Below are 18,492 nucleotides of genomic sequence, written 5' to 3'. Positions count from 1 at the left end.
TGGCTGTCCTAAATGGATTTCAGGGATGCGAGGAGGTTCGAAACCTCCGATATAACGGCAGCGTCCTGCATGCCGGCTGCGGTAGCGCTGGGCTTACCGCCTTTCAAAGCTTGGATGAGTTCGCGCCGCTCGGATCGCGGTACGTTCAACCTTGCAAGAAGCGTATCGAGCTTATGTGCAGCCGCTTTCGGTCGCTCATCGTGCGATTGTGCGGCACGGCTCTCGATTTCGTCTGCCGACAACAAGCTGTCAGCAAAACCTCTATCGACGGCATCAGCGCCGCCGATCCAGGTTTCACGGTCGAGCATCCCGGCGATGTCCTTTTCGTCAAGGCCGGTGCGAGCCGCGTAAATGTCGATGGCGGTCATATCGAACGGTTCAAGCCAGTCCGCAATATCACGCAGCGCGTGACGATCCCCCGCCCCAACGACCCATGTATTATGGATCATGATGAAACCGGCGCGGGCAATCTGGACTTCATCCGCTGCCATGGCGATAACCGATGCAGCCGAGGCGGCAATGCCGACAATCTTGACCGTCACTTTCGCTGGATGGTCACGAAGCAGATTGTAAATCGCCAGACCCTCGAAATAGTCGCCACCGGGCGAGTTGATCGAGACAGTAACGTCCTTCTTGCCGATGGCTCGCAGTGCGGCAGAAACCCGCTTGGATGTGACGCCATTCCCGTACCAGTCCTCGCCAATCGGATCGAGGATGGAAATTGTGTTGTCATCCTCGCTGGCAGCTTTCACACCGCTGTTCCAGCGATCCAGCGCCGACGGAGCCATTTCCGACCTTAAGCCAGGTCGAGCATTCACCTTGGCGGAAGGCAGGTTACGCATCGTCATTGGAATGCCTTTCTTGGCTCTGCTCTGCCTGTATTCCCAGCCAAGCCCGCATAGCTGCGCGTGCAGCATTGTTATCGTTCGCGGTGCCGAGCTGGTGAAGCGGGGCAAGATTGGTTTGCGCAGTTAGTTCGTCGCCGCCATCTTTTCGCGGCAGGTTCAGTTTCGCCCTGCCCTCATTGCGGGTCATCAGGCCGTTCTGGGTCATGGTCGAGAGGAACGCCGCCTTGGACTTGCTATCCATCTGAAGCAGGGCTTCGCGGTTGAACTCAGCATAGCGATGACGATTGCCGGTTGGGCGGATAAGCTGTTTTTTGATGCGAGCTTCGATACGGTCACAAAGTGGATCGATGCCGAGCGTCAGCCATGTCAGCAGGATCTGTTCAACGCCCGATCCCCACATTGTCTGACCTTGCGCCGCATGTCCGATGATGATTGGCGGCATTCCCCACCAACGGCACATTTCTTCCACGCTGAAGCGGGCATTTTCCAGCATCTGCGCATCAACCGGCGACAGCGCCAAACGGTCATATTTCAGACCGGCTTCGAGAACCATGAGCTTGCCAGCGTTCCGGGAACCGACAAACTTTTCCATGATCGCCTGAAGCTGCTCACGCTGATCCTTGTCGAGCGTCTTATCAGAAGAGAGGACACCACTTGCCTGCAAACCGTTCCCGTAAAGCTTGCCGCGCGCCTCATCGAGCGCGATTGCCGATCCGAAAGACTGGGTGCCGAACTGGATCGGCGATAGCCCCATATCGCCGCCGAAACCAAATCCCTTGAGATGGAAAACCTTCTCGCGGGGCAGGATCTCCGATTTGCCGCGATCATTGACGTTATACTGCAAATCACCATCGCTATTGCGAAACGGAAAGCAGTGCGTGCTGGCAACAGGTTGAAGTGCAACAAGCCGACGGGCGCTATCCTCTCTAACTGAATAGGCGTTTCCGGTCGCTGCCATCCAAGCGACCATCGTTTCCCAGTATTCTAGCGCCGTCTGATCTTCGTTCGGGGAATCGCAAATCACGTCTGACAGATCGTCATCGACGCGAACGCGGTCATCATTGCCCCGTTTCTCGTACATCGCCAATGGGAGACAGGAAACAGCCTGCGCTGTCAGTCGGATGCACGCCCACGCCGTGGCTAGCTGCAACACGGAATGAAGGTTGACACTTTTCCCCGCATGATTCCCGGTTCCGAAAGCAGCCGCCCAGCCGGAACCGTTTTTCAGCGTAAGCCGACGTTCCTTGGCGATGGTTTCCTCGCGCGTCATATTGGCCGGTAAGCTGGGCTTCCGGTTTCGCGTCTTTTTGCGATTAGCCATTAGACTCCGACCATTACCGGGTTAGAGAGGAAATCATTGAGGTGTCCGCCAGAAGCTTCCGGGTTCCAGCTCATGAGAATTGCCGCATGTATCCCTGCAATCAGCGGATCAATCTTCGCGATGCCCGCATTCTGCTTGGTGATCATGTCGGCGTTGCCCTTGCGCTCGACCTTGGCGTTGCTGACGCACCATTTCATAAGCTCGCTGCCATCGTGGCAGATCGAACCATTCTCAAGCTTTCGCTCAAGCCCATAGACGGCAGATGCGAGCCACGATCCTTGCCGTAGCCGAACCATTTCCTTGTCGGTATCAATACCGGCAAGGGCCAGTTCATCGACCAGTTCTGCGATATTGTTGGGATCGATACCGATGGCACTTTTCTCAGGAAATAGCCCCGAAGACTTGACCCTGCTTATTATGGCAACGATTTCGCGCAGATGCTGGGTCGTGTCCTTGCTGATTGTGAGCGATCCCTCTTTCTCGAAATCGCGCAACCTTTCGGCAATCTCCTTGCGGCGCTCCAGCGCGATAGGATGCGCCCAGGCATGAAACCATGCATACCAACGTCGCGTCACCTTCTCGCGCCCGAATATGGCAAGTCCGAACAAGTCGTCGAGTGAACCACCGTCAGCGCCAGCCGTGCAAACCTCGCAACGCTCCAGAATGAAATCGAGCGTCACTTTTGGCTGTGAAGCTTGTAGCCAGAAATCCGCCCCACCCCATCGGTCGCCGTGGAGCGCCATACCCACCTGAACATTCAGATGCTGCGAAGCCCAGAGGATTTCGGATTCACTGCCCTTGCGCTGCTCTGCCTCGAAATCGGCGACCATCGTGTCGATGTCGAGCGACAGGCCAAGGTTCGGCATGACCAGATGCCAGTTTCGCGGGTCGGCCCATGGCTTGTTCTTCTCATCGACCTGCCACTTTTCCGGGAACTCGTACAGGATTGGAAGCATCCGGACATTGCCGGTGATCTTGCCGTCCCGAACCCCACGCGCATATTCCAGCTCGGTTTTGAATGCACCGGCTGGCTGTTCATCGCTCTGCGTGGAAATGATGATAAGCAGGCTATCCTTGCGGCGGACAAGTGCACCCCGGATCTGACGAATGACGCGGCTGGCATAATGGATGGAACCCATGATATGCAGCTCATCAATCAGGACGATGACGGGTTTCGAGCCGGTCATGACCTTCATGTCGAACGTCTTGATCTTGATGAACGCCTTCGTCACCCGGTCACGGATGGTCTTTTTATGCTCCATCACGTGGAAGCGCTTCTGTAGAAACCCTTCCTCATCTTCCTCGATCATGCCGACTGCAGCTTGAAAGGCCGTATCGGCAATTTCCTGTGTCGGACCAACGAACAGGATTTCGGCGCGAGGCGTCTTGTTCGCGAGCAACAGTGTCAGAATGAGGCCACCGGAATAGGTAGTCTTGGAGTTCTTCTTGCCCACGAGCGCGAAAATCTCGGAGACATGGCGGACATTGTCATCATCCACCGACCCCATGACAACGCGGACGATATCCTTGAACCACTGGCCGCACGCATCGCGCAGCAAGGGCTTGTCGTCAACGTCAGGCAAACGCAGTTTGCTGAAAATGCGCTCGCCACGATCTGCCTTTTCCTTGTCGAGCGGCAAATCAGGGATTGGAGATTTGCCAGCCTGAAGGCGCTCAAACCAATCCGGACAAGCAAAATTCCAGCGAGCGCCCGACGAACGAAGCTCATCAAGAGATTTTGTCATTGCAGGATCGTTCCCCACTCACTGTCTTGATGAGCCGTTTGCGCATCAATGTTCGCCTGCTCTTTTTTGCCCGGTCTCTCATCGTCAGCCGCCGACTTCGGTTTTGCTGGCGGAATCGTGAGATTTGCCTTTTCGGTGATGTCGAGGATGCGACCCGTCGCAACCGAGTTACCCTGTCGCATTTTCTGGAGCGTCACCTGCAAAGCCATGGCCTCGATAATGTCCGCACCCTGCTCAAGCTCGCGGGAAAAATGTTTTCGCAAAGTCTTTTCATCGCAGCCCAGATGACGGGCGATGCGGGAAACCGTCCAGTTGGCAGCCTTTAGAAGCGCCACAAGCTCTTGGTTTTCTTTGCTTTTTGCGAACGATGGCCTACCCCACCGCTCCTTGATCTGCCCGATAGGAGCGCCGAAGAGGTCGGTTTCCAGCTTTCCATCGTCCGACTTGCCGGAAAAATCACTCATGACAGGAAAAAAACCTCTGCGTGAGGGGGACGCGGGTCTGGGATGAAGAGGGCTTCTGACTTTTGACCCACCCCCCACCAATACGAACCAATCGTTCATTGTTATCTGGTATGAACACCGTCAATTTATTCAGGGGGCAAGATGTTCAGAAACGTAATCGGTTGGACCAATACCGGACTGTTCTTAGCAATGGCGGTCACAGCAGCAAGTGTAGGCATCTCAATTTTCGTCAATAAAGATAGTCCGTACATTGGAATGCTTGCATTAGGTGCCATGCTGTTACAGGCGATCATACTTTTGGTGCAGGCCGCCCAAAGCAAAGATATCGCTGATCAGCTGGAATGGATCGAGACCAGATTAGCGATGATACCTGCGCCCGTTGAACAGAATACTGTGCCCGAATTAGGAATGGTTGATCCAAATTAGTCCCACACACCACGATGGCGCAGACTGGCCTGCTCTTGTTTCTGCTTTTCGCTGTCGTGGCATGTCTTGCAGATGCAATGCAGGTTGCGCTCATCCCAGAACTTGCGCTCATCGCCGCGATGCGGGTCAATGTGATCGCATACCAGTTTGGAAGTTTGGGCTTCGATGCGACCGCAGCCAAGCATCTGACAGGTAAACAGATCGCGCTGCAGGATTGTCCATCGAAGCTTCTGCCAACGCGAGGTCTTGTACCATTTGCGCCAAGGCGCGCCTGCGTCACGCTCGCGCTCAATACGCCGGATCAATTCAGCCCTCATATACAAATGGAACGAGCGCCACATGAGCGCTCATCATCGTTCGTGATTTCTGGACATAGCTTGCGCACTGGCCCTGAATCGATATCTGCCACGCTGGCAGTCAGGGCGGGGTCCGAGCGCGACCACCTCAGGAACTAGTCCCCACGTTTTACCGTGTCTTGAGGCTCACTATTCTCTACCGGATCATCCCGTGACAGGATTACGCTCATAACGGAGAAAGAAATGCAAGTGGCATGATCATGGGTGTCGCCTGACCAAACAGCATCAATTCGACGACGGCAACGCCTTTGCCTTTCACTCCACCTGATACTAGTTCCGCAGTTCTTCCAGCAAATATTCCATCGCGAATAGCGACCCGTTTTACACCGACGAACACTGACTGGGGAACCTCATGATTGAATTCACCTTTATCCGCTTTCTCATTGAAATCATTAACGTGTGTGGCTTCAACCAGATATGGCTTTTCGTAGCCGCCCAATACACCAACGACATGGTCGAACGTAAGTAAACCTGCCAATGCCTCATTGATCAACCGACACCGCACCAATATGTAGCCGACCATAACCGGCTGGAGCTTTGGTGGAATTTCCTTATGAAAACGACGTAGCTTCGGCCCCAACTTCATGGGGACAACCACCTCGACATCCGCCACCGTCAACGCATCTCGAACTGCAATTTCGCGCCCGGTCATCACTCGAAGCACCAACCAAGGCGAATCATCACCTGCGCGAACCGCAGTCGCAGCCCTCATCTTCGCAATGCGTGCGCACTCAGCCTGCGCCCTATCGATAGCATCCGACTGCTCCCGCGTCGGACGCATGGAGATCGCGAAATCGATCTGACGTTGATCAATTGCCATCATGTTCACCCAATCCCCTCAATGAAGTTTCAAAATCGTAGATGGCAGAAGGGCCACCGCGCGGGCAAAAGACGACTTGCATGCGATCGAACTCGGCAGGCCATGGCCACGCACGCCGCCTGAACTCATCACGCCAAGCTGAAAGCATCGTCGTCCCTTGCGGCACAGGCTCCATTAGCTCACCTGCTGAATGCCAGACTTTCGGAAACACGGTGCCAGTGCGCTGTTGCTGTACTTCACGCAAGCGTGTGAGTGCTGGCCATGCCTTGGCGAGCTGAGCACGCAGCAGGAATGGGTTTTTCGCCAACTCGGCGTCCGCAGGCCCATCCAGCAGATAAGCAAACATACGAGCCATTCCGACAGGACCATACCCAGCCGCCCAGCCATCTGGTTTCGCGTCGTCAGCACGAGCAGCTTGGGCCTTCATAGTCTCAGCCTTTTTCAGGATCTCTGGATCGAGTGCATTCCAGAGCCGATCCCGAAAGAATGCACCCACAGGCTGCGGCTTCACTTTCCGCTCAGCTGCATCCAGCAGATACCCGTCACGCCAACGCTCAGCTTCCTTGCGTTCTACAAGGGACAATCCTGCGAACTGCCGCTTGATCCAGTCCAACGTTGTGTTGTGATCCCACCGTGGCCAGATACCGGCGTGGAAGCCAACGCCATTAACAAAATGGATCACCCGCTTCTCGAACGCCGCAGTTTTCGGATCGTCGTCCAGCGAGCCAGTATATTGGTTTTCAATCCCATCCATATTTTCGCTTGCGCGCTCTTTTTTTTCTTCGTTTGAAGGGGAGGTTAAATAAGGGTCGTTAATAGGTGCCGGTCCAGAGGCGGCAGGGGGTGCCGGTTCTAGACCGGCAGGGGGTGCCGAAATACCGGCAGGGGTGCCGACATACCGGCAGGGTCCGTCAGCATCTTGAACTGACGCCGGATCCGGGTGCTTCGGATCAAGAATGACGCGATAGACGTGCGCACTATCACGCCCGCTGTCACTTTCTTGCTCATGACGCTCAAGATAACCCGCTCCAATAAGGCGATTGATTGCGTCGAATACGGTCGCGCGCCCACAGTTCATCTCTGCCGCCATTTTCACCTGACTGCGACGACACCAACCATATTCATCCGTATGGCGTCCGAGGACGCATAGCACTTGCAAGTCGCGCGGCTTCAATGCCGGGTCTGTTGCGGCTCTTGCAGGGATGATGGATAGACGAGGATTACTCACCCTTATCCCCCTTCCCGCGCGCCCATACGCCGCCAAAATCGACAACAACTGATCGGGTAGTACCTTCACTACCAACGAACACTGGTGCTTGTGTGCGGCCCGAAAATACGGACAGGAACACTCTTCCCGTGCGTATGACCTCGGCGAGCTCTTCAGCGGAAAGCTCCCAGCACGAAACAGAACAGACACCGTTCGTAAACGTATGAAGAGGCTCGACATTCTCAGACCCTTGAGGCGGGTTGAGCTTCATATTCGTGCCATGGAAATTGACTGGATATCCCATATTCACCCCGCCCTTCGCCACGCTTCGAAACCGGCGCGCAATGAGCGCCACCGATCCGCCGCGGCGGTATCGCTATTGAGTTCGCTTCTGGATGTAATGCTAAGCAGCGTGCGCAATCTGTGTGCCGCACGATCATCGGTTAATGGCCGCTCAAGGCCGTGCTGTTGCTCAAGGAAAACCTTGAACGCAGGTTCGTTACATTTCATCGCAGCTTCCGCCGCGAAGTCTTTGGGTTTGTTTTGCTTTTGCTGGCGCGGCGCGTCCTTGCGGGCCTTCGCTATCGCTCGATCGACAAGTCGGAGTAGGAAGGCAACCATTTCAGGCGCACCGACAACAAAGTCGATTTCTTCCGGCAGCGCGCCGGGATGAAAGCGGGCGATCTCATTGAGTTCGCCCATTTCCGTTCTGGCCTCAACAAATTGGCCGCGATCGTCAGCGGAGCGGTACCATTTTTGCCCTGACAGCCCGACAAGCTTGCTCCGGATCCGATGCAATTCCATCGCTTCGGGGTTCATATCTCGCCCCTCCAATCGATAATCTCTAGGCTGCAGTTGAGCGCGAGCTGACGTTCCGCGAGCGCCCCCTTGGAACGCTCCCAGCCCGGAAGCAAAACGATGGTGTCAGCCTCCAGACAGATAAAGTTGCAGTAGGATGCAAACGCCCGCCTGATTGGAAACTCTTCCGGTGGGCCGTCGTGTGGAAACTCTGCAGGATTGTAGACGCGGTGCCCGGACGCTCGCAGCTGCGCCGTGACGCGGTGAAAAGCCGGGTAGTTATAGTCCGGCAAACCCGTCATCGGTCCTGACAGATAAATATTGCGCTTGCGGGCAGGCATGACAGCATTGGTCATTCTTCCACCCTCCCCGAAGCTTCATAACCCCAGGCATCCCAGCCTGGACGCGGCGAGCGGCAGAAAAGTTCAAGTTTCGGCAGATCCGGCCAGATACGCTCTATTGTTTCTGCGAAAAAAGCTGGTTTGGCAGAATGTCTACCTTTTGCTTCCTGATAGATCGTGCGCGGCTGAGTACCCTTGAGCGGCGGCACAACATCACCGCGCCGGCCAATCAACAAACATTCGTGGCAATCAAAGCCCCAATGGCCGTTGCCCTGATGCACCTTGTCCCAGACCCAGTGATGCACATAGTCGAAGCCGCATTCTTCCAGCACACGGATGCCCTGCGTGCGCAACCCCGCATTCGTGCACCACAAGAACATGATTGCCGGATACTCATGATCTGCGATGCCGAGACGATGGAACAAAGCGACAATCTCATCGACTTCCATTGTCGGATAATGGTTTTCCGCGCTGCGATCCATGCCGGTTTCTTCGGACCAGACCTCATATTTCCATGGTGGATCAGCGTAATAGATTGAGTATCGCCGCCCCAGTTCTTGTGGAGCGGTTGCCGCACCTTTCTCAGCGATATGGGCCATTCTTGCCACGCGGACGGCGCGCTTCACCTTTTGCGAGTGCGCCCGCACCTGCTTGTTTTCAGCCGCAATGCGCCGATCTTCCGCAATCAGACCCTCAACAAGAGCGATCTGGGCCACGTCACTGGGGAGCTTTTTAAGCTTGTCGAGTGTCGCCCCGCTATTGAAGCGGGTTCCACGCAAAAGACGAATTGCGGCTTCGCAGATCTTTTCACCACGTTCAGCATCCTGCCGGATTGTCCGCTCAGATTTCCCTGACAGTTCCGCAGTTGCCGCCACAAAGCTTTTACGCTCTTCCCGATCGATCAAGTGGCGTTGTTTGCCATTTGATTTCCTGTCACCGCCATGCCCGGTTTCAGGATATTTCTGCAGATACAGCTCCTTGCGGCGGAACGTAAAAACCGCCCTATCGGCTGGCGACAGCTCTGAACGGGCGAGATTCTCATCAATTTCCCACAATTCGGCGTCAAGCTTGCTTTCATCGCGGACATAAGCCGGAATTTCATCCCAGCCCAACTGGCGAGCAGCTTCCAGACGATGCGCACCGGCTGATAGCGCATATGGCCGCACCTTTTTGCCTGATAAACGAACCGTAATCGGCGTTCGCATGCCCAACTCGGCAAACGACTGCTTAAGAGATTCAACTTTAGCAGCGTCAACTTCGCGCAAGCGGTCACGCACATCGATATCTGTAATTTTAATGACAAGCTCCGAGGTCATACCCGCCCTCCAAGCTTGCGTGTGCGAGATAGAGAGGCTGCTTTTGCGCGATGCCCTTCCAGCAGAAGAACCGCCCGCTCCAAGGTTGCCGCTCCAACTCCATCCGCCATCGCCGTAGCGAACCGAACATGCAGATCCAGTTCGCGATCGGAAACCGGGCTTCCGCGCTCTTGACCGACGCGAGCTGCAAACGCCGCATCGAAAAGCATCTGCGCGAATGCTGATGGCTTGTAACCTTTGCTCTCAGCCATAGCGGTTAGGCACCCATAGGCTTTTGCATTCAGGCGAACCGGAACCTTAAAACTTGACGGATTCATACGAACGAACCTCCGCGAGATAGATGACGACGAAAAATGGAGAAGCCGCCCCGAAGACACAGAGGGTCGCCAGAAGAGCTGCGAAAAAGAGGTCGTGTTTGCGGATGAAATTGATCATCGGCCAACCTCACGACATACCAAGCGCGTCCATGTAGAGCTGCAGCATCGCCTGCTCTTCCTGACGCTCGTGATCTTCTTTCTTGCGAAGGCGGATGATTGCCCGGACGGTTTTCGCGTCGAAACCCGCACCTTTCAGCTCGGCGTAGACGCCTTTAATATCGTCGCCGATCTCGGATTTTTCCCCTTCCAGCCGCTCGATACGCTCAATGAAGGCGCGAAGCTGCCCTACGGCGATTGTCTGGGCTTCCGAGGTGATGGTGTCGCCAGTCGTTGGATGAACTTCGGACGCATCCAGCTCGTCAGCTTCAATATCGACTGCTTTAGTGCGCCGTTTCCCAGCCTTTACCGGCTTGGCGTTCCACGGATCGTATCCCTCATGAACCTCAACCATGACGAACAGCCTTTCCCGCACAAAGGCGCGAGCCACCTTCAACAGTGGCCCGCGCTATCGCATCAGCTTTTTTAGGAAATCGATCGAGTATCCGTCGGGAGCGATCGCAACCGAAACGGCAGGTCAAACGCCTCCAGCGAGGCGGATGAACTTCGCCTACCTCATCAATGATGATGAACTTTGCAATTTTACCGGAGATCATGTGCCCGCCTCCAGTCGGCGGACGAGATCGTCCATTACGCGCATGAGCTCGCGAGCTTCCTTCCCGATGTTCTTGCGCTCACCAGCATCAATCCGGTTATCTGTCAGGGCTTCGATGATCGCCTGCGAGACGTCCATCCCCTCCTTCATGATGCGCATTGCATCCTTTTCAGAAATCGGAGCTGCCGACGGCGCGATGTCTTTCCGAACGCCGACTGGCACCAGCTCGTAACCGAGTAGCGCCGCCATCTCTTTCGTTATCGTCGGCGATTTGGCGGCGCGGTCGATCTCGACCGCCACGTCGATCGGCGCGAAGCTTTCAGTGTTGTCCTCGCCAAACGATGCGTACTTTGAAAGCTGCGAGGTGGAGACGCGGGTAAAGTCCAGAATGCGGGAAATGCCGCCTGACAGCACATAGGCACCGTCAGTTGCGGCCTTTAGCGTTCGGCGTTCCGGCTCAGAAATAGTGCGCAAAAGAACCTCCCTGAAATTTCAAGGAAAAAAATCGCTCAAAGGATTCGGTGAAATGAGTCAGCCCTACCGATAGGACTGTCTGGTCAAGTCAATCAGGTGGCCCGCAGGCTGGAGAACAACGAAATGAACTCATCGCAAGCCCTCCGAAATTGCAGCCGGGGCGCATCCAGCCAGAGAATGCTGCGCCCCGGCGTTTCCGTCCGACTGGGAGGAGATGCCGGACGAATCGAAACTGGTTGCAGGGACCGGAATCGAACCGGCGACCTCCGGGGTATGAACCCGGTGAGCTACCTCTGCTCTACCCTGCTCAGAATTGGCTGGAGCGCCGCCGGGGTTAGCGGGGGGCGACAACGCTCCAGCCTCACCCGAAGAGGAACCAACGGGCGCAGATTGTGGCTTTCCGAATACATCGGGTCGAAGAAGATGGCGGGATATTCCCGTCAATCGCTCCACATCAAGAACCCGCTCAGGTGGCACAATGAACCATTGGTTCACTGCCTGCGGGGTGATGCAAAGCGAACGCGCCAAGGAGCTGGCACCTTTTGCCCGGTCTTTAGCGGCCTCAAGGGCCATATGCATTTCGTCTCTGTCAGCCATGCGCGATTTTAAAGCATAGCTTTCATTTGAATGCAAGGGATACTTAAATGGACGAAATTATCCACATTGAGTCACATCCAATTATGGATGAGACACAGCTACCGCAAAAAATTGGCTTGGCACTGCGCACCGCAAGGAAACAGCGCGGACTAGTTATGCGCGACATTGCGAAAGCTGCTGGCGTCAGTACTGGCGCAGTCGGCAATTGGGAACGTGGCGCAAACGTGATGTCCATGGAGAACCTTCAAGCGGTTGCAGCCTTCCTAGACATCGATCCAATTGCCTTAAGCAAGGGCAACGTCAGGTACTTGTCCAATCAAGACGACGTTTCGGATGCGGAAATTGTATCCGACATGACCCACATTGACACCGGACCACTTGATGTGGAGATACTTGGCGTTGCCGTAGGCGGCGACGATGGAGATTTCACCTTAAATGGAGAAGTGGCCGGATATGCTCGGCGACCTGCAGGGATAGCCCATCTCCGAAAAGTATTTGCACTTCACGTACTTAGCGACAGTATGGAGCCGCGATACGAGCCGGGAGAACTGCTATATTGTGGCGGTCGAGACGCCGTTGCAGGTGACGATGTTGTAATTGAAACCTTTCCGGCAGAAGGCGAAACCGTCGGAAAGGCCTACATCAAGCGCTTGGTTAAACGGTCGAAAACCGAGATCGTATGCAAGCAATACAACCCTGCCAAAGAGCTGATATTCGATCCGTATGCCATCAAAAACATGTGGCGAGTAATACCTACGCGCGAGCTTCTCGGCTATTGATAATATACGCATCAGCATAAATCCGAGCGCTTGAGGACAAGAACCTCGGACTTAGATTGATGTTGCGCCCAGGCATCCCCTCATCCCGACAACCAGTGCAAAACAGCTTCAAACCGAGCTGCCGAATGGTTGTCAGGGGCGTCACCCTCGACCGAGACCGGTACAAATCATGGGGTTTAAGCCAGCGGATTCGCCCGCAATCAGCGCATTCAATCTCAATAACCGACGTAGATCCTACAGTTGGCTCCTGCACACAAGACATTCCACAAACCACCCTGTTCTAATTTTGTTCTCACTATTGATTCTTTTTTTCGCGCTGTCGAATCGATTCTTGCTTTAATAATTTTAAAGTATCACTTGCTTTTAATTTAAAGCAGTGCTTTCTTTTGTCCCGCAATCTGATCCCCTCAGATATCAGAAGGATGAAAGAAGATGATCCGGTTTCAAACGAAAACGCATTCCGCTGCTCACCAAACCTGCATCAGCAGTGTCGAAAACCGTCTCGCCGAAAAGATGCGCGAAATGGCCTTCGCCGGTGAAAACGTCACACCGGAAACGCTTGAGAACCACGGCTTTTCCCGCGAGGTGGTTGCGAAGCTCGGCCAGCGCGCCGCAGCCCTAGCGCGCCGTCGGTCCATCAAGAGGATCGACAGCCATGCGTGACGAGATCCAGTTCCGAACCGAGGCTGGGTTTTCCTTGTCTGCCAACTACAAGATTGAGGATCGCGACACGACTTTCCGCGTCATGCTGGCGGTTTTCGGATGTTGCTTTGCCACTGGCGTCGTTCTCGGCCTGCAGATTGCGGGGCTGATATGACCGGCAAGACCTACGAGCTGACATGGCTGCCCGCAGACTGGACGGATGAATTTGTGCCGGCTCCGCTGCGGCATCCGACCGACTTCCTTCATCAATGCGACGATGGCACGTACATCGTCATCCCGAAGGAGAGTAAGGACGACCTTCGTCCAGACGGCGGCATCGAAGATCAGGGGCACCTTCTGTTCAAAGTTGCCGAAGGCGATATCGTCCGCTTTCATCCAACCGAACAGTACGGGACGTACATCCTACACTTGGCGGAAGATCGGTCATTCTCGATCAATGGAGACTATCCAAGCAAAGCCAACTGCTTTTACCACAACGATCTCGAAACACTGAGCAGCTCGCTCGACGAGTTGATTGAGACCGGCGACGGCATAAGCGGCCCGCTGGAACCGGGCAGTTATTACGTCGAAGTCTATTGGTGGGGCGATGACGTAGCTTTCCGGTTTGAGGTCGAAGCCGACGGCAAAGCGCATTTCGTAACAGCTGGCGAGGTGCACTGACATGGCCGACAAGACCAAGATCGAATGGACAGACGCCACTAGCTTACTTCCTTTCGAAGCGACCCCGGAAATGTCTAAAGCCGCGCTTGATCTTGTCTGGGAAGAAAGCCAGACGGAGGATGATCTCGTTTGCCGCATCTGGCGCGCTATGGCAGCTGTTGCACTGGCACCTGACCCCACAGAGGCCGATCATGGCTGATGGGATTTCTGGTCAATCCCAACCCATCACGAGAGAGCGCATTGAGCGAGCGCTGAATGTGCTTGCTCAGTGGATGGTGCGACTTGGCCCGGAAGGCGTGAAATGTCTCCCCATATATGAGCGCCTTGAACAAGAACTAGACCAATTGAAATCAAGGGAAGCGAAATTGTCGGAGATTAGAAAGCGGGCTTCTAACGCATCATCGCGCGCATACAGCGCGCGATGATGGTTTTTTTAACGTCACTTACCAGACAACAATGAAATCACACGCGATTTAATATTCTGAAAAGTTAGATTCAAATGGGCTTTGGCGAGTTCTGTTAATAGGCCAGTATGTCCAACGGCGTTTCGGACCGGTTTAAAGTTCGTAGCGTCTGACCAGAGTGATTGCTTTCCATTGGTCGACTTCGTACCTTCTGCGATCAACGCAAGATGGTCCATTCCTAGGTAACCTAGATCATCGTTTCCTTTTCTAATTTGGAAACTAATGTTCGCTTTTCCAAGATTATCTAATTCACGCTTTTTCCATTCCGAAATTTCATTCGCGGCCACAGGGGGGAGCTGCTTCTGCTTTTGATGAATATACTTCCTAATCAAATTTTCTGACAAGAAACAGTCAACGTAAGCAGTTAAATTAAATTCAGCGTCATTTCTTAAACTATCCAGCCATGAATCAACAGTATCTCGCTCTGGATCATCTTTGGACAAGGTGTATTCTTCTCGTGATGCATTATATAGATCACGAGCCTTCCGCTGTTTTTTTGTTTTTCTGGTGTTCTCATCATCCCCCTCTTCGCCGCGATCAAGGCGAAGCTTATCCCATTCATCAAGCACCTTCGGGATCAACTCGTTCTTCAAATATTCGAGCAACGATTGGAAGAGTGTATCATCTTCCACGATCCCTTCGCGGCTGCTAGTGAAAGGGTCGAAGCCTTCCCTATCCAAAGTGTCGAAGTGAATTTGTCCATACAAATAGCTTTCAACAATACGTTGAGTAGGAATGTGGCGAATAATGTTCTTCTCTCGAAGGCGACCATTCACAAAAAGGTCGACGGTGGCGCGTTCTTCCGTACCGGTTATTTTTAAATGCCTTGGGAGTCGAACCGTGGCTAAGAAACCCTTTATATTGAGCGGGGTTGTAACAGTTATCTCTTTTTCTTTTAGATTATCCAGTGACTTAACAAAATCGTCAGAGTATTTATTGACGTTCCACAGAAACTCCGTTTCGCGGGACAGATCAGCCAAGTCTGATATGCCCACCGGATCACCATTAACATGAATGTTGAAATTTGAGTCTAATATCGAAAATTTAAAGCTTAATGCGAGCAGCTTTTTAATATATGCATCCGAGTTTCGAAGCTGATCTTTTGATTTTTCAAAATAGATTATTGTCCCATGTTCTAGATCATCGGTAAGTCCTTTTATTAATTCATAATTTAATGCTTCCAACGGATACTCATCCGGGGTGTTATCGTGCTGTATGGCGGCATCAAGGTCTGTGTTATCGATCACACCACCAGTGAATTCCCCTCCGGCGACTTTGGTAAATATTGATATTCGTTGTGCACAGGACAGGAGCGCGAGCTTCCCTATCCCTTTTGCACCAATATACGGGCGCCCGGAATCAGATTTGCGCTGCCCATCTTTGCGCTTCGAATACCCGACCTTAAGAAATTGATTCTGAAAGGCTTCGGCATCCATACCTTTGCCGTCATCTTTGATCGAAAATGAGCTTTTCTCTCGATCAATTGTGATCCAGACATTTTTTGCGTCGGCATCCCAAGAATTTGAAATTGCCTCGCCCAGCACCGTTACAAAGTTACGGTAAAGATTGCGCCCCAAGTGATTGAGAACACTTAACGAGATTTCAAATTGGAATTGCTTGTCTTGCCTGTTCGCCATTTTGCCCCCCAAATGATGACTGAATTACTCGCCCGATAGCTTCGGCAAGCCCGACGGGCACAGCATTTCCGATCCATCTGCCCACTTCCGTAAACTTAGGCCGCATGCCGTCAGGCAGAAACTTATATTCAGGAGGAAACGATTGCAGGATCGCTGCCTCACGCAACGAAATAGCCCGATCTTGATCGGGATGCCCAAATCTTCCATTTCCAAACCCGTAACATTGAGTCGTCATGGTCGGGGCAGGTTCATCCCAACTCATCCGTGCATACACGCCGGGATAGGTCTTACCCGAACTCTTCTGATGGCATTTTGCTCTCAACTCAAACGGCCAATCTCGCCATGTTCCGCCGGGTTTCGAAACACGAATTCTCTTGAGATTTATGTCGGTTAAGGCCGATGCGATATGAAGCGGATCCGCGAAATTATCTTCCCCTGCGTTGATAGGAGGCAACTTCTGCAAGACATCCTTGACTGTTACTGGCCTCGAGTGAGTAGGCTGTAAATCAGGCAGGGGCTTATGATGAGAAGCAATGACGACCAGTCGTCGCCGACGCTGCGGCACACCGAATTCTTCACACTTGGCCACTGTCCAGTTAACAAAGTAACCCGCATCTTCCAAGGTTCGCTTGAAATCGTCAAAGACCTTTCCTTCTTTGTATTTCAGAAGGGACGGTACATTCTCCATGGTTATATAATCTGGCTGAACTTGAACCGCCAGCTTTGCAAAGCGATCCACCAAATTCCAACGAGGATCCTCATCGTAACGCTGCTTATATGTAGAGAACGGCTGACATGGAGCGCACCCAGCAAGTACCGACGGCAATTCACCAGAGAATTGCTCTCTGATCTCATTTGCACTGACTTTAGCGACGTCACCTGTATAAAATTTGGCGTCATTATTCGTTTCGTAGGCAAACTTGCAGCTGGCATCAATGTCATAGCCAGCAAGGATCTTAAAACCGGCGCGTTTTAGACCATGGCTTAATGCGCCGACACCACAGAACAAATCAACAACTTCTCCAACAGGAGAGTTACTACAATCAGTTTTAATTGAAGAAATACCCACCCCGAACACTCCCTATTTTGAATCATATACGCAACGACGTGGAAATGTGAAGATAGAAAAAGACGCCCTGGAACTATACGATTGTCGCATCAAATGGCAGCGCAATCTTCTGCAGCTCAGCGCGCCGCCACTCCAGAGAACCACCCTCCCCATAATTGGGCCGGTCGATGGTGTGCCCCATCAACGACCGGCGCAGTTCTGCATCCAGACCAGCTTCTTTCATCCGATCTTCAAACGCATGACGAAACGAATAGATCTTGTGCTTGTCGGTTGGGAACAGCCCGTTATTTTTGAAGAACTTATTCAGCGTGTTCGACATATGGGTTTCTTTATGCCGGTAACGGGGAAATCCCCCACTGTGCTTTTTAAACACTTCAACAGCGATACCCACGAGCGGAATAATCCGCTTGGATGATTCCGTTTTGATCTCCCGCTTGCCTTCGCCATCTTCGATAGCTGTTACCTCTATGTAAGGCAACTTTTCGTTTGCATGTATATGCTCAGGCAGGAGGTTGCAGATCTCGCTGGGGCGCGCGCCTGTCTCGATCATAGCGAGAACAACGCCTCGCGCTTCATCATTCAGGCCAGCCAATGCACCTTTTTTGAGAATGCTATCCTTGATCCACGTGGCACTGAAAGGCGGTCTGGATCTATTCTTCTCGATAAAACCGAGATCTGCGAAAGGGTTTTCGCGGTTTTTGTCACCAATGTGAGTGAAGTAACGACCGTAGAGAATTTTCAGATCCGACAGGATCCGGTTGCCAGCCGTCGCTGTGTGCGTAGGTTCACCCTTATCAGGAGCAATCCGCTTCAACCAGAAATTATAGACCTTCAACGCGTCAGCGCGGGTGATCTCATCAATGTGCTTATCCTCATTCAACTCGACAAAATAATTCACCGCTGACTGTTTCTGCTGCACCCATTTGCGGCGCTGCGCCTCGCTCTTGTCGCGGAGCTGATCGGCTGCAATTTGAGAGCGATAAATCTTGAACGCCTGATTGATAGTCACCTTTGGCGCATCGACTGTGCCAAGAATGGCAGCTGCCTGCATGACAGGCGCACTCGGCGCAAGGATTGTCTCGATGCGCTTGAGGATCTTATCCAGCGGCTCTGATGCGATTTCCCTTGCCGTATGAAATGTGAAACCTAGAGCTTCCACGCGTTTAACTGCAGCGTCGTATTTCGCTCTGGCCTCGTCCTTGTCGCCGCCCATAATTAGCGAGGCCCAAAGCTCGCCATCTGCCTTTTCGAGCAGATCACGCTTGGATCGCGCAACGACCAGATCTGTCGTTTGCAGTGACTGTTTAATGATGGGAGAACGAGAATCGAGCGTTCCGATGGTTCCCGGTACGCGACGGCGGTAATAGTAAATGCCCCTGATTTTGGTCAGATGACGGTCTGCACTGCTATCGTCAATCCTGCGCCCCATAGGCAGCTCCACATATGCAACCCGGTGATTTGTGCACCCGTAAGTGCGC

23 protein-coding genes, 1 tRNA gene and 1 pseudogene are annotated in these 18,492 nt (G+C 53.3%); 6 read left to right on the top strand and 19 right to left on the bottom strand.

Going from position 1 to position 18,492, the window contains the following annotated elements; genetic code table 11:
• Positions 1 to 8: 8 nt before the first annotated feature.
• From KWJ32_RS01400 to KWJ32_RS01385, 4 genes are read right to left on the bottom strand one after another with little or no spacing between them, the layout of a single operon-like run.
• Entirely contained in the window at positions 9 to 848 is an 840-nt protein-coding gene (locus KWJ32_RS01400; protein WP_151609444.1) for a head maturation protease, ClpP-related, read from the bottom strand.
• Complete coding sequence (locus KWJ32_RS01395) at positions 835 to 2,169, bottom strand: phage portal protein (protein WP_231771549.1); 1,335 nt, start codon at positions 2,167 to 2,169, stop codon at positions 835 to 837. The genes KWJ32_RS01400 and KWJ32_RS01395 overlap by 14 nt, the downstream gene beginning before the upstream one ends.
• On the bottom strand, positions 2,169 to 3,914 hold the full coding sequence (locus KWJ32_RS01390) for a terminase large subunit (RefSeq protein WP_151609442.1): 1,746 nt from the start codon (positions 3,912 to 3,914) through the stop codon (positions 2,169 to 2,171). The genes KWJ32_RS01395 and KWJ32_RS01390 overlap by 1 nt, the downstream gene beginning before the upstream one ends.
• Positions 3,911 to 4,378, bottom strand: coding sequence for a helix-turn-helix domain-containing protein (locus KWJ32_RS01385; RefSeq protein WP_151609441.1), 468 nt, complete (start codon positions 4,376 to 4,378; stop codon positions 3,911 to 3,913). Before KWJ32_RS01385 ends, KWJ32_RS01390 begins: the two co-directional genes overlap by 4 nt.
• A 141-nt stretch (positions 4,379 to 4,519) precedes the next feature.
• On the opposite strand from KWJ32_RS01385, the gene KWJ32_RS01380 reads away from it, so the two are divergent.
• On the top strand, positions 4,520 to 4,804 hold the full coding sequence (locus KWJ32_RS01380) for a hypothetical protein (protein WP_151609439.1): 285 nt from the start codon (positions 4,520 to 4,522) through the stop codon (positions 4,802 to 4,804).
• On the opposite strand, the gene KWJ32_RS01375 is transcribed toward KWJ32_RS01380, so the two are convergent.
• The 12 genes and pseudogenes from KWJ32_RS01375 to KWJ32_RS01320 form a co-directional block, all read right to left on the bottom strand.
• Positions 4,801 to 5,109: an HNH endonuclease signature motif containing protein gene (locus KWJ32_RS01375; RefSeq protein ID WP_231771548.1), complete on the bottom strand. Its 309-nt coding sequence runs from the start codon at positions 5,107 to 5,109 to the stop codon at positions 4,801 to 4,803. The two genes, KWJ32_RS01380 and KWJ32_RS01375, sit on opposite strands and share 4 nt — an antisense overlap.
• A gap of 217 nt (positions 5,110 to 5,326) precedes the next feature.
• Positions 5,327 to 5,983, bottom strand: coding sequence for a transcription termination/antitermination NusG family protein (locus tag KWJ32_RS01370; RefSeq protein ID WP_151609435.1), 657 nt, complete (start codon positions 5,981 to 5,983; stop codon positions 5,327 to 5,329).
• The gene (locus tag KWJ32_RS01365; RefSeq protein WP_192799822.1) at positions 5,970 to 7,208 is read right to left on the bottom strand and encodes a helix-turn-helix domain-containing protein; all 1,239 of its coding nucleotides are present in this window, start codon (positions 7,206 to 7,208) and stop codon (positions 5,970 to 5,972) included. Before KWJ32_RS01365 ends, KWJ32_RS01370 begins: the two co-directional genes overlap by 14 nt.
• 285 nt (positions 7,209 to 7,493) lie before the next feature.
• Positions 7,494 to 8,006 carry a hypothetical protein gene (locus KWJ32_RS01360; RefSeq protein ID WP_151609433.1) on the bottom strand — a complete coding sequence of 171 codons (513 nt, stop codon included), beginning with the start codon at positions 8,004 to 8,006 and terminating at the stop codon, positions 7,494 to 7,496.
• Positions 8,003 to 8,341 (bottom strand): DUF4406 domain-containing protein, encoded by a 339-nt coding sequence (locus KWJ32_RS01355; protein WP_151609431.1) that lies wholly within the window; start codon positions 8,339 to 8,341, stop codon positions 8,003 to 8,005. The genes KWJ32_RS01360 and KWJ32_RS01355 overlap by 4 nt, the downstream gene beginning before the upstream one ends.
• Positions 8,338 to 9,642, bottom strand: coding sequence for an MT-A70 family methyltransferase (locus KWJ32_RS01350; RefSeq protein WP_151609429.1), 1,305 nt, complete (start codon positions 9,640 to 9,642; stop codon positions 8,338 to 8,340). The genes KWJ32_RS01355 and KWJ32_RS01350 overlap by 4 nt, the downstream gene beginning before the upstream one ends.
• Entirely contained in the window at positions 9,639 to 9,893 is a 255-nt protein-coding gene (locus tag KWJ32_RS01345; protein ID WP_151609428.1) for a hypothetical protein, read from the bottom strand. Before KWJ32_RS01345 ends, KWJ32_RS01350 begins: the two co-directional genes overlap by 4 nt.
• 193 nt (positions 9,894 to 10,086) lie before the next feature.
• Positions 10,087 to 10,374 carry a DUF2312 domain-containing protein gene (locus KWJ32_RS01340; protein ID WP_231771609.1) on the bottom strand — a complete coding sequence of 96 codons (288 nt, stop codon included), beginning with the start codon at positions 10,372 to 10,374 and terminating at the stop codon, positions 10,087 to 10,089.
• Positions 10,375 to 10,462: 88 nt separating this feature from the next.
• Positions 10,463 to 10,672, bottom strand: coding sequence for a hypothetical protein (locus KWJ32_RS01335; protein WP_256885948.1), 210 nt, complete (start codon positions 10,670 to 10,672; stop codon positions 10,463 to 10,465).
• Entirely contained in the window at positions 10,669 to 11,145 is a 477-nt protein-coding gene (locus tag KWJ32_RS01330) for a phage regulatory CII family protein (RefSeq protein WP_151609424.1), read from the bottom strand. Before KWJ32_RS01330 ends, KWJ32_RS01335 begins: the two co-directional genes overlap by 4 nt.
• A gap of 233 nt (positions 11,146 to 11,378) precedes the next feature.
• Positions 11,379 to 11,453, bottom strand: a tRNA-Met gene (locus KWJ32_RS01325).
• 91 nt (positions 11,454 to 11,544) lie between these two features.
• Positions 11,545 to 11,724 (bottom strand): annotated as a pseudogene (locus KWJ32_RS01320) (YdaS family helix-turn-helix protein); the annotation flags it as partial.
• Positions 11,725 to 11,825: 101 nt separating this feature from the next.
• On the opposite strand from KWJ32_RS01320, the gene KWJ32_RS01315 reads away from it, so the two are divergent.
• The 5 genes from KWJ32_RS01315 (at position 11,826) to KWJ32_RS01295 (ending at position 14,043) form a co-directional block, all read left to right on the top strand.
• Entirely contained in the window at positions 11,826 to 12,521 is a 696-nt protein-coding gene (locus KWJ32_RS01315) for a helix-turn-helix transcriptional regulator (RefSeq protein ID WP_192799826.1), read from the top strand.
• A gap of 432 nt (positions 12,522 to 12,953) precedes the next feature.
• Entirely contained in the window at positions 12,954 to 13,184 is a 231-nt protein-coding gene (locus KWJ32_RS01310) for a hypothetical protein (protein WP_151609421.1), read from the top strand.
• Entirely contained in the window at positions 13,177 to 13,338 is a 162-nt protein-coding gene (locus tag KWJ32_RS01305; protein WP_192799821.1) for a hypothetical protein, read from the top strand. Before KWJ32_RS01310 ends, KWJ32_RS01305 begins: the two co-directional genes overlap by 8 nt.
• Positions 13,335 to 13,844 (top strand): hypothetical protein, encoded by a 510-nt coding sequence (locus KWJ32_RS01300; protein ID WP_151609419.1) that lies wholly within the window; start codon positions 13,335 to 13,337, stop codon positions 13,842 to 13,844. The genes KWJ32_RS01305 and KWJ32_RS01300 overlap by 4 nt, the downstream gene beginning before the upstream one ends.
• Position 13,845: 1 nt before the next feature.
• Positions 13,846 to 14,043, top strand: coding sequence for a hypothetical protein (locus tag KWJ32_RS01295; RefSeq protein WP_151609418.1), 198 nt, complete (start codon positions 13,846 to 13,848; stop codon positions 14,041 to 14,043).
• A gap of 240 nt (positions 14,044 to 14,283) precedes the next feature.
• Here KWJ32_RS01295 and KWJ32_RS01290 read toward each other — a convergent pair whose 3' ends face one another.
• From KWJ32_RS01290 to KWJ32_RS01280, 3 genes are all read right to left on the bottom strand, one after another.
• Positions 14,284 to 15,945: an ATP-binding protein gene (locus KWJ32_RS01290; RefSeq protein WP_151609416.1), complete on the bottom strand. Its 1,662-nt coding sequence runs from the start codon at positions 15,943 to 15,945 to the stop codon at positions 14,284 to 14,286.
• Positions 15,911 to 17,014 carry a DNA cytosine methyltransferase gene (locus tag KWJ32_RS01285; protein WP_151609415.1) on the bottom strand — a complete coding sequence of 368 codons (1,104 nt, stop codon included), beginning with the start codon at positions 17,012 to 17,014 and terminating at the stop codon, positions 15,911 to 15,913. Before KWJ32_RS01285 ends, KWJ32_RS01290 begins: the two co-directional genes overlap by 35 nt.
• 73 nt (positions 17,015 to 17,087) lie before the next feature.
• On the bottom strand, positions 17,088 to 18,443 hold the full coding sequence (locus KWJ32_RS01280; RefSeq protein ID WP_151609413.1) for a tyrosine-type recombinase/integrase: 1,356 nt from the start codon (positions 18,441 to 18,443) through the stop codon (positions 17,088 to 17,090).
• Positions 18,444 to 18,492: the final 49 nt, after the last annotated feature.

Origin of the sequence: Ochrobactrum sp. BTU2, assembly GCF_024539785.1 — a bacterium.
GTDB lineage: Bacteria > Pseudomonadota > Alphaproteobacteria > Rhizobiales > Rhizobiaceae > Brucella > Brucella anthropi.
This window is presented reverse-complemented; position numbering and strand designations above follow the sequence as displayed.

Bases quoted from the DNA above. Each gene is read 5' to 3' on its own strand.
- KWJ32_RS01400 (WP_151609444.1), bottom strand. From the start codon at position 848: ATGACGATGCGTAACCTGCCTTCCGCCAAGGTGAATGCTCGACCTGGC.
- KWJ32_RS01395 (WP_231771549.1), bottom strand. From the start codon at position 2,169: ATGGCTAATCGCAAAAAGACGCGAAACCGGAAGCCCAGCTTACCGGCC.
- KWJ32_RS01390 (WP_151609442.1), bottom strand. From the start codon at position 3,914: ATGACAAAATCTCTTGATGAGCTTCGTTCGTCGGGCGCTCGCTGGAAT.
- KWJ32_RS01385 (WP_151609441.1), bottom strand. From the start codon at position 4,378: ATGAGTGATTTTTCCGGCAAGTCGGACGATGGAAAGCTGGAAACCGAC.
- KWJ32_RS01380 (WP_151609439.1), top strand. From the start codon at position 4,520: ATGTTCAGAAACGTAATCGGTTGGACCAATACCGGACTGTTCTTAGCA.
- KWJ32_RS01370 (WP_151609435.1), bottom strand. From the start codon at position 5,983: ATGATGGCAATTGATCAACGTCAGATCGATTTCGCGATCTCCATGCGT.
- KWJ32_RS01360 (WP_151609433.1), bottom strand. From the start codon at position 8,006: ATGAACCCCGAAGCGATGGAATTGCATCGGATCCGGAGCAAGCTTGTC.
- KWJ32_RS01355 (WP_151609431.1), bottom strand. From the start codon at position 8,341: ATGACCAATGCTGTCATGCCTGCCCGCAAGCGCAATATTTATCTGTCA.
- KWJ32_RS01350 (WP_151609429.1), bottom strand. From the start codon at position 9,642: ATGACCTCGGAGCTTGTCATTAAAATTACAGATATCGATGTGCGTGAC.
- KWJ32_RS01345 (WP_151609428.1), bottom strand. From the start codon at position 9,893: ATGGCTGAGAGCAAAGGTTACAAGCCATCAGCATTCGCGCAGATGCTT.
- KWJ32_RS01335 (WP_256885948.1), bottom strand. From the start codon at position 10,672: ATGATCTCCGGTAAAATTGCAAAGTTCATCATCATTGATGAGGTAGGC.
- KWJ32_RS01315 (WP_192799826.1), top strand. From the start codon at position 11,826: ATGGATGAGACACAGCTACCGCAAAAAATTGGCTTGGCACTGCGCACC.
- KWJ32_RS01310 (WP_151609421.1), top strand. From the start codon at position 12,954: ATGATCCGGTTTCAAACGAAAACGCATTCCGCTGCTCACCAAACCTGC.
- KWJ32_RS01305 (WP_192799821.1), top strand. From the start codon at position 13,177: ATGCGTGACGAGATCCAGTTCCGAACCGAGGCTGGGTTTTCCTTGTCT.
- KWJ32_RS01300 (WP_151609419.1), top strand. From the start codon at position 13,335: ATGACCGGCAAGACCTACGAGCTGACATGGCTGCCCGCAGACTGGACG.
- KWJ32_RS01295 (WP_151609418.1), top strand. From the start codon at position 13,846: ATGGCCGACAAGACCAAGATCGAATGGACAGACGCCACTAGCTTACTT.
- KWJ32_RS01290 (WP_151609416.1), bottom strand. From the start codon at position 15,945: ATGGCGAACAGGCAAGACAAGCAATTCCAATTTGAAATCTCGTTAAGT.
- KWJ32_RS01280 (WP_151609413.1), bottom strand. From the start codon at position 18,443: ATGGGGCGCAGGATTGACGATAGCAGTGCAGACCGTCATCTGACCAAA.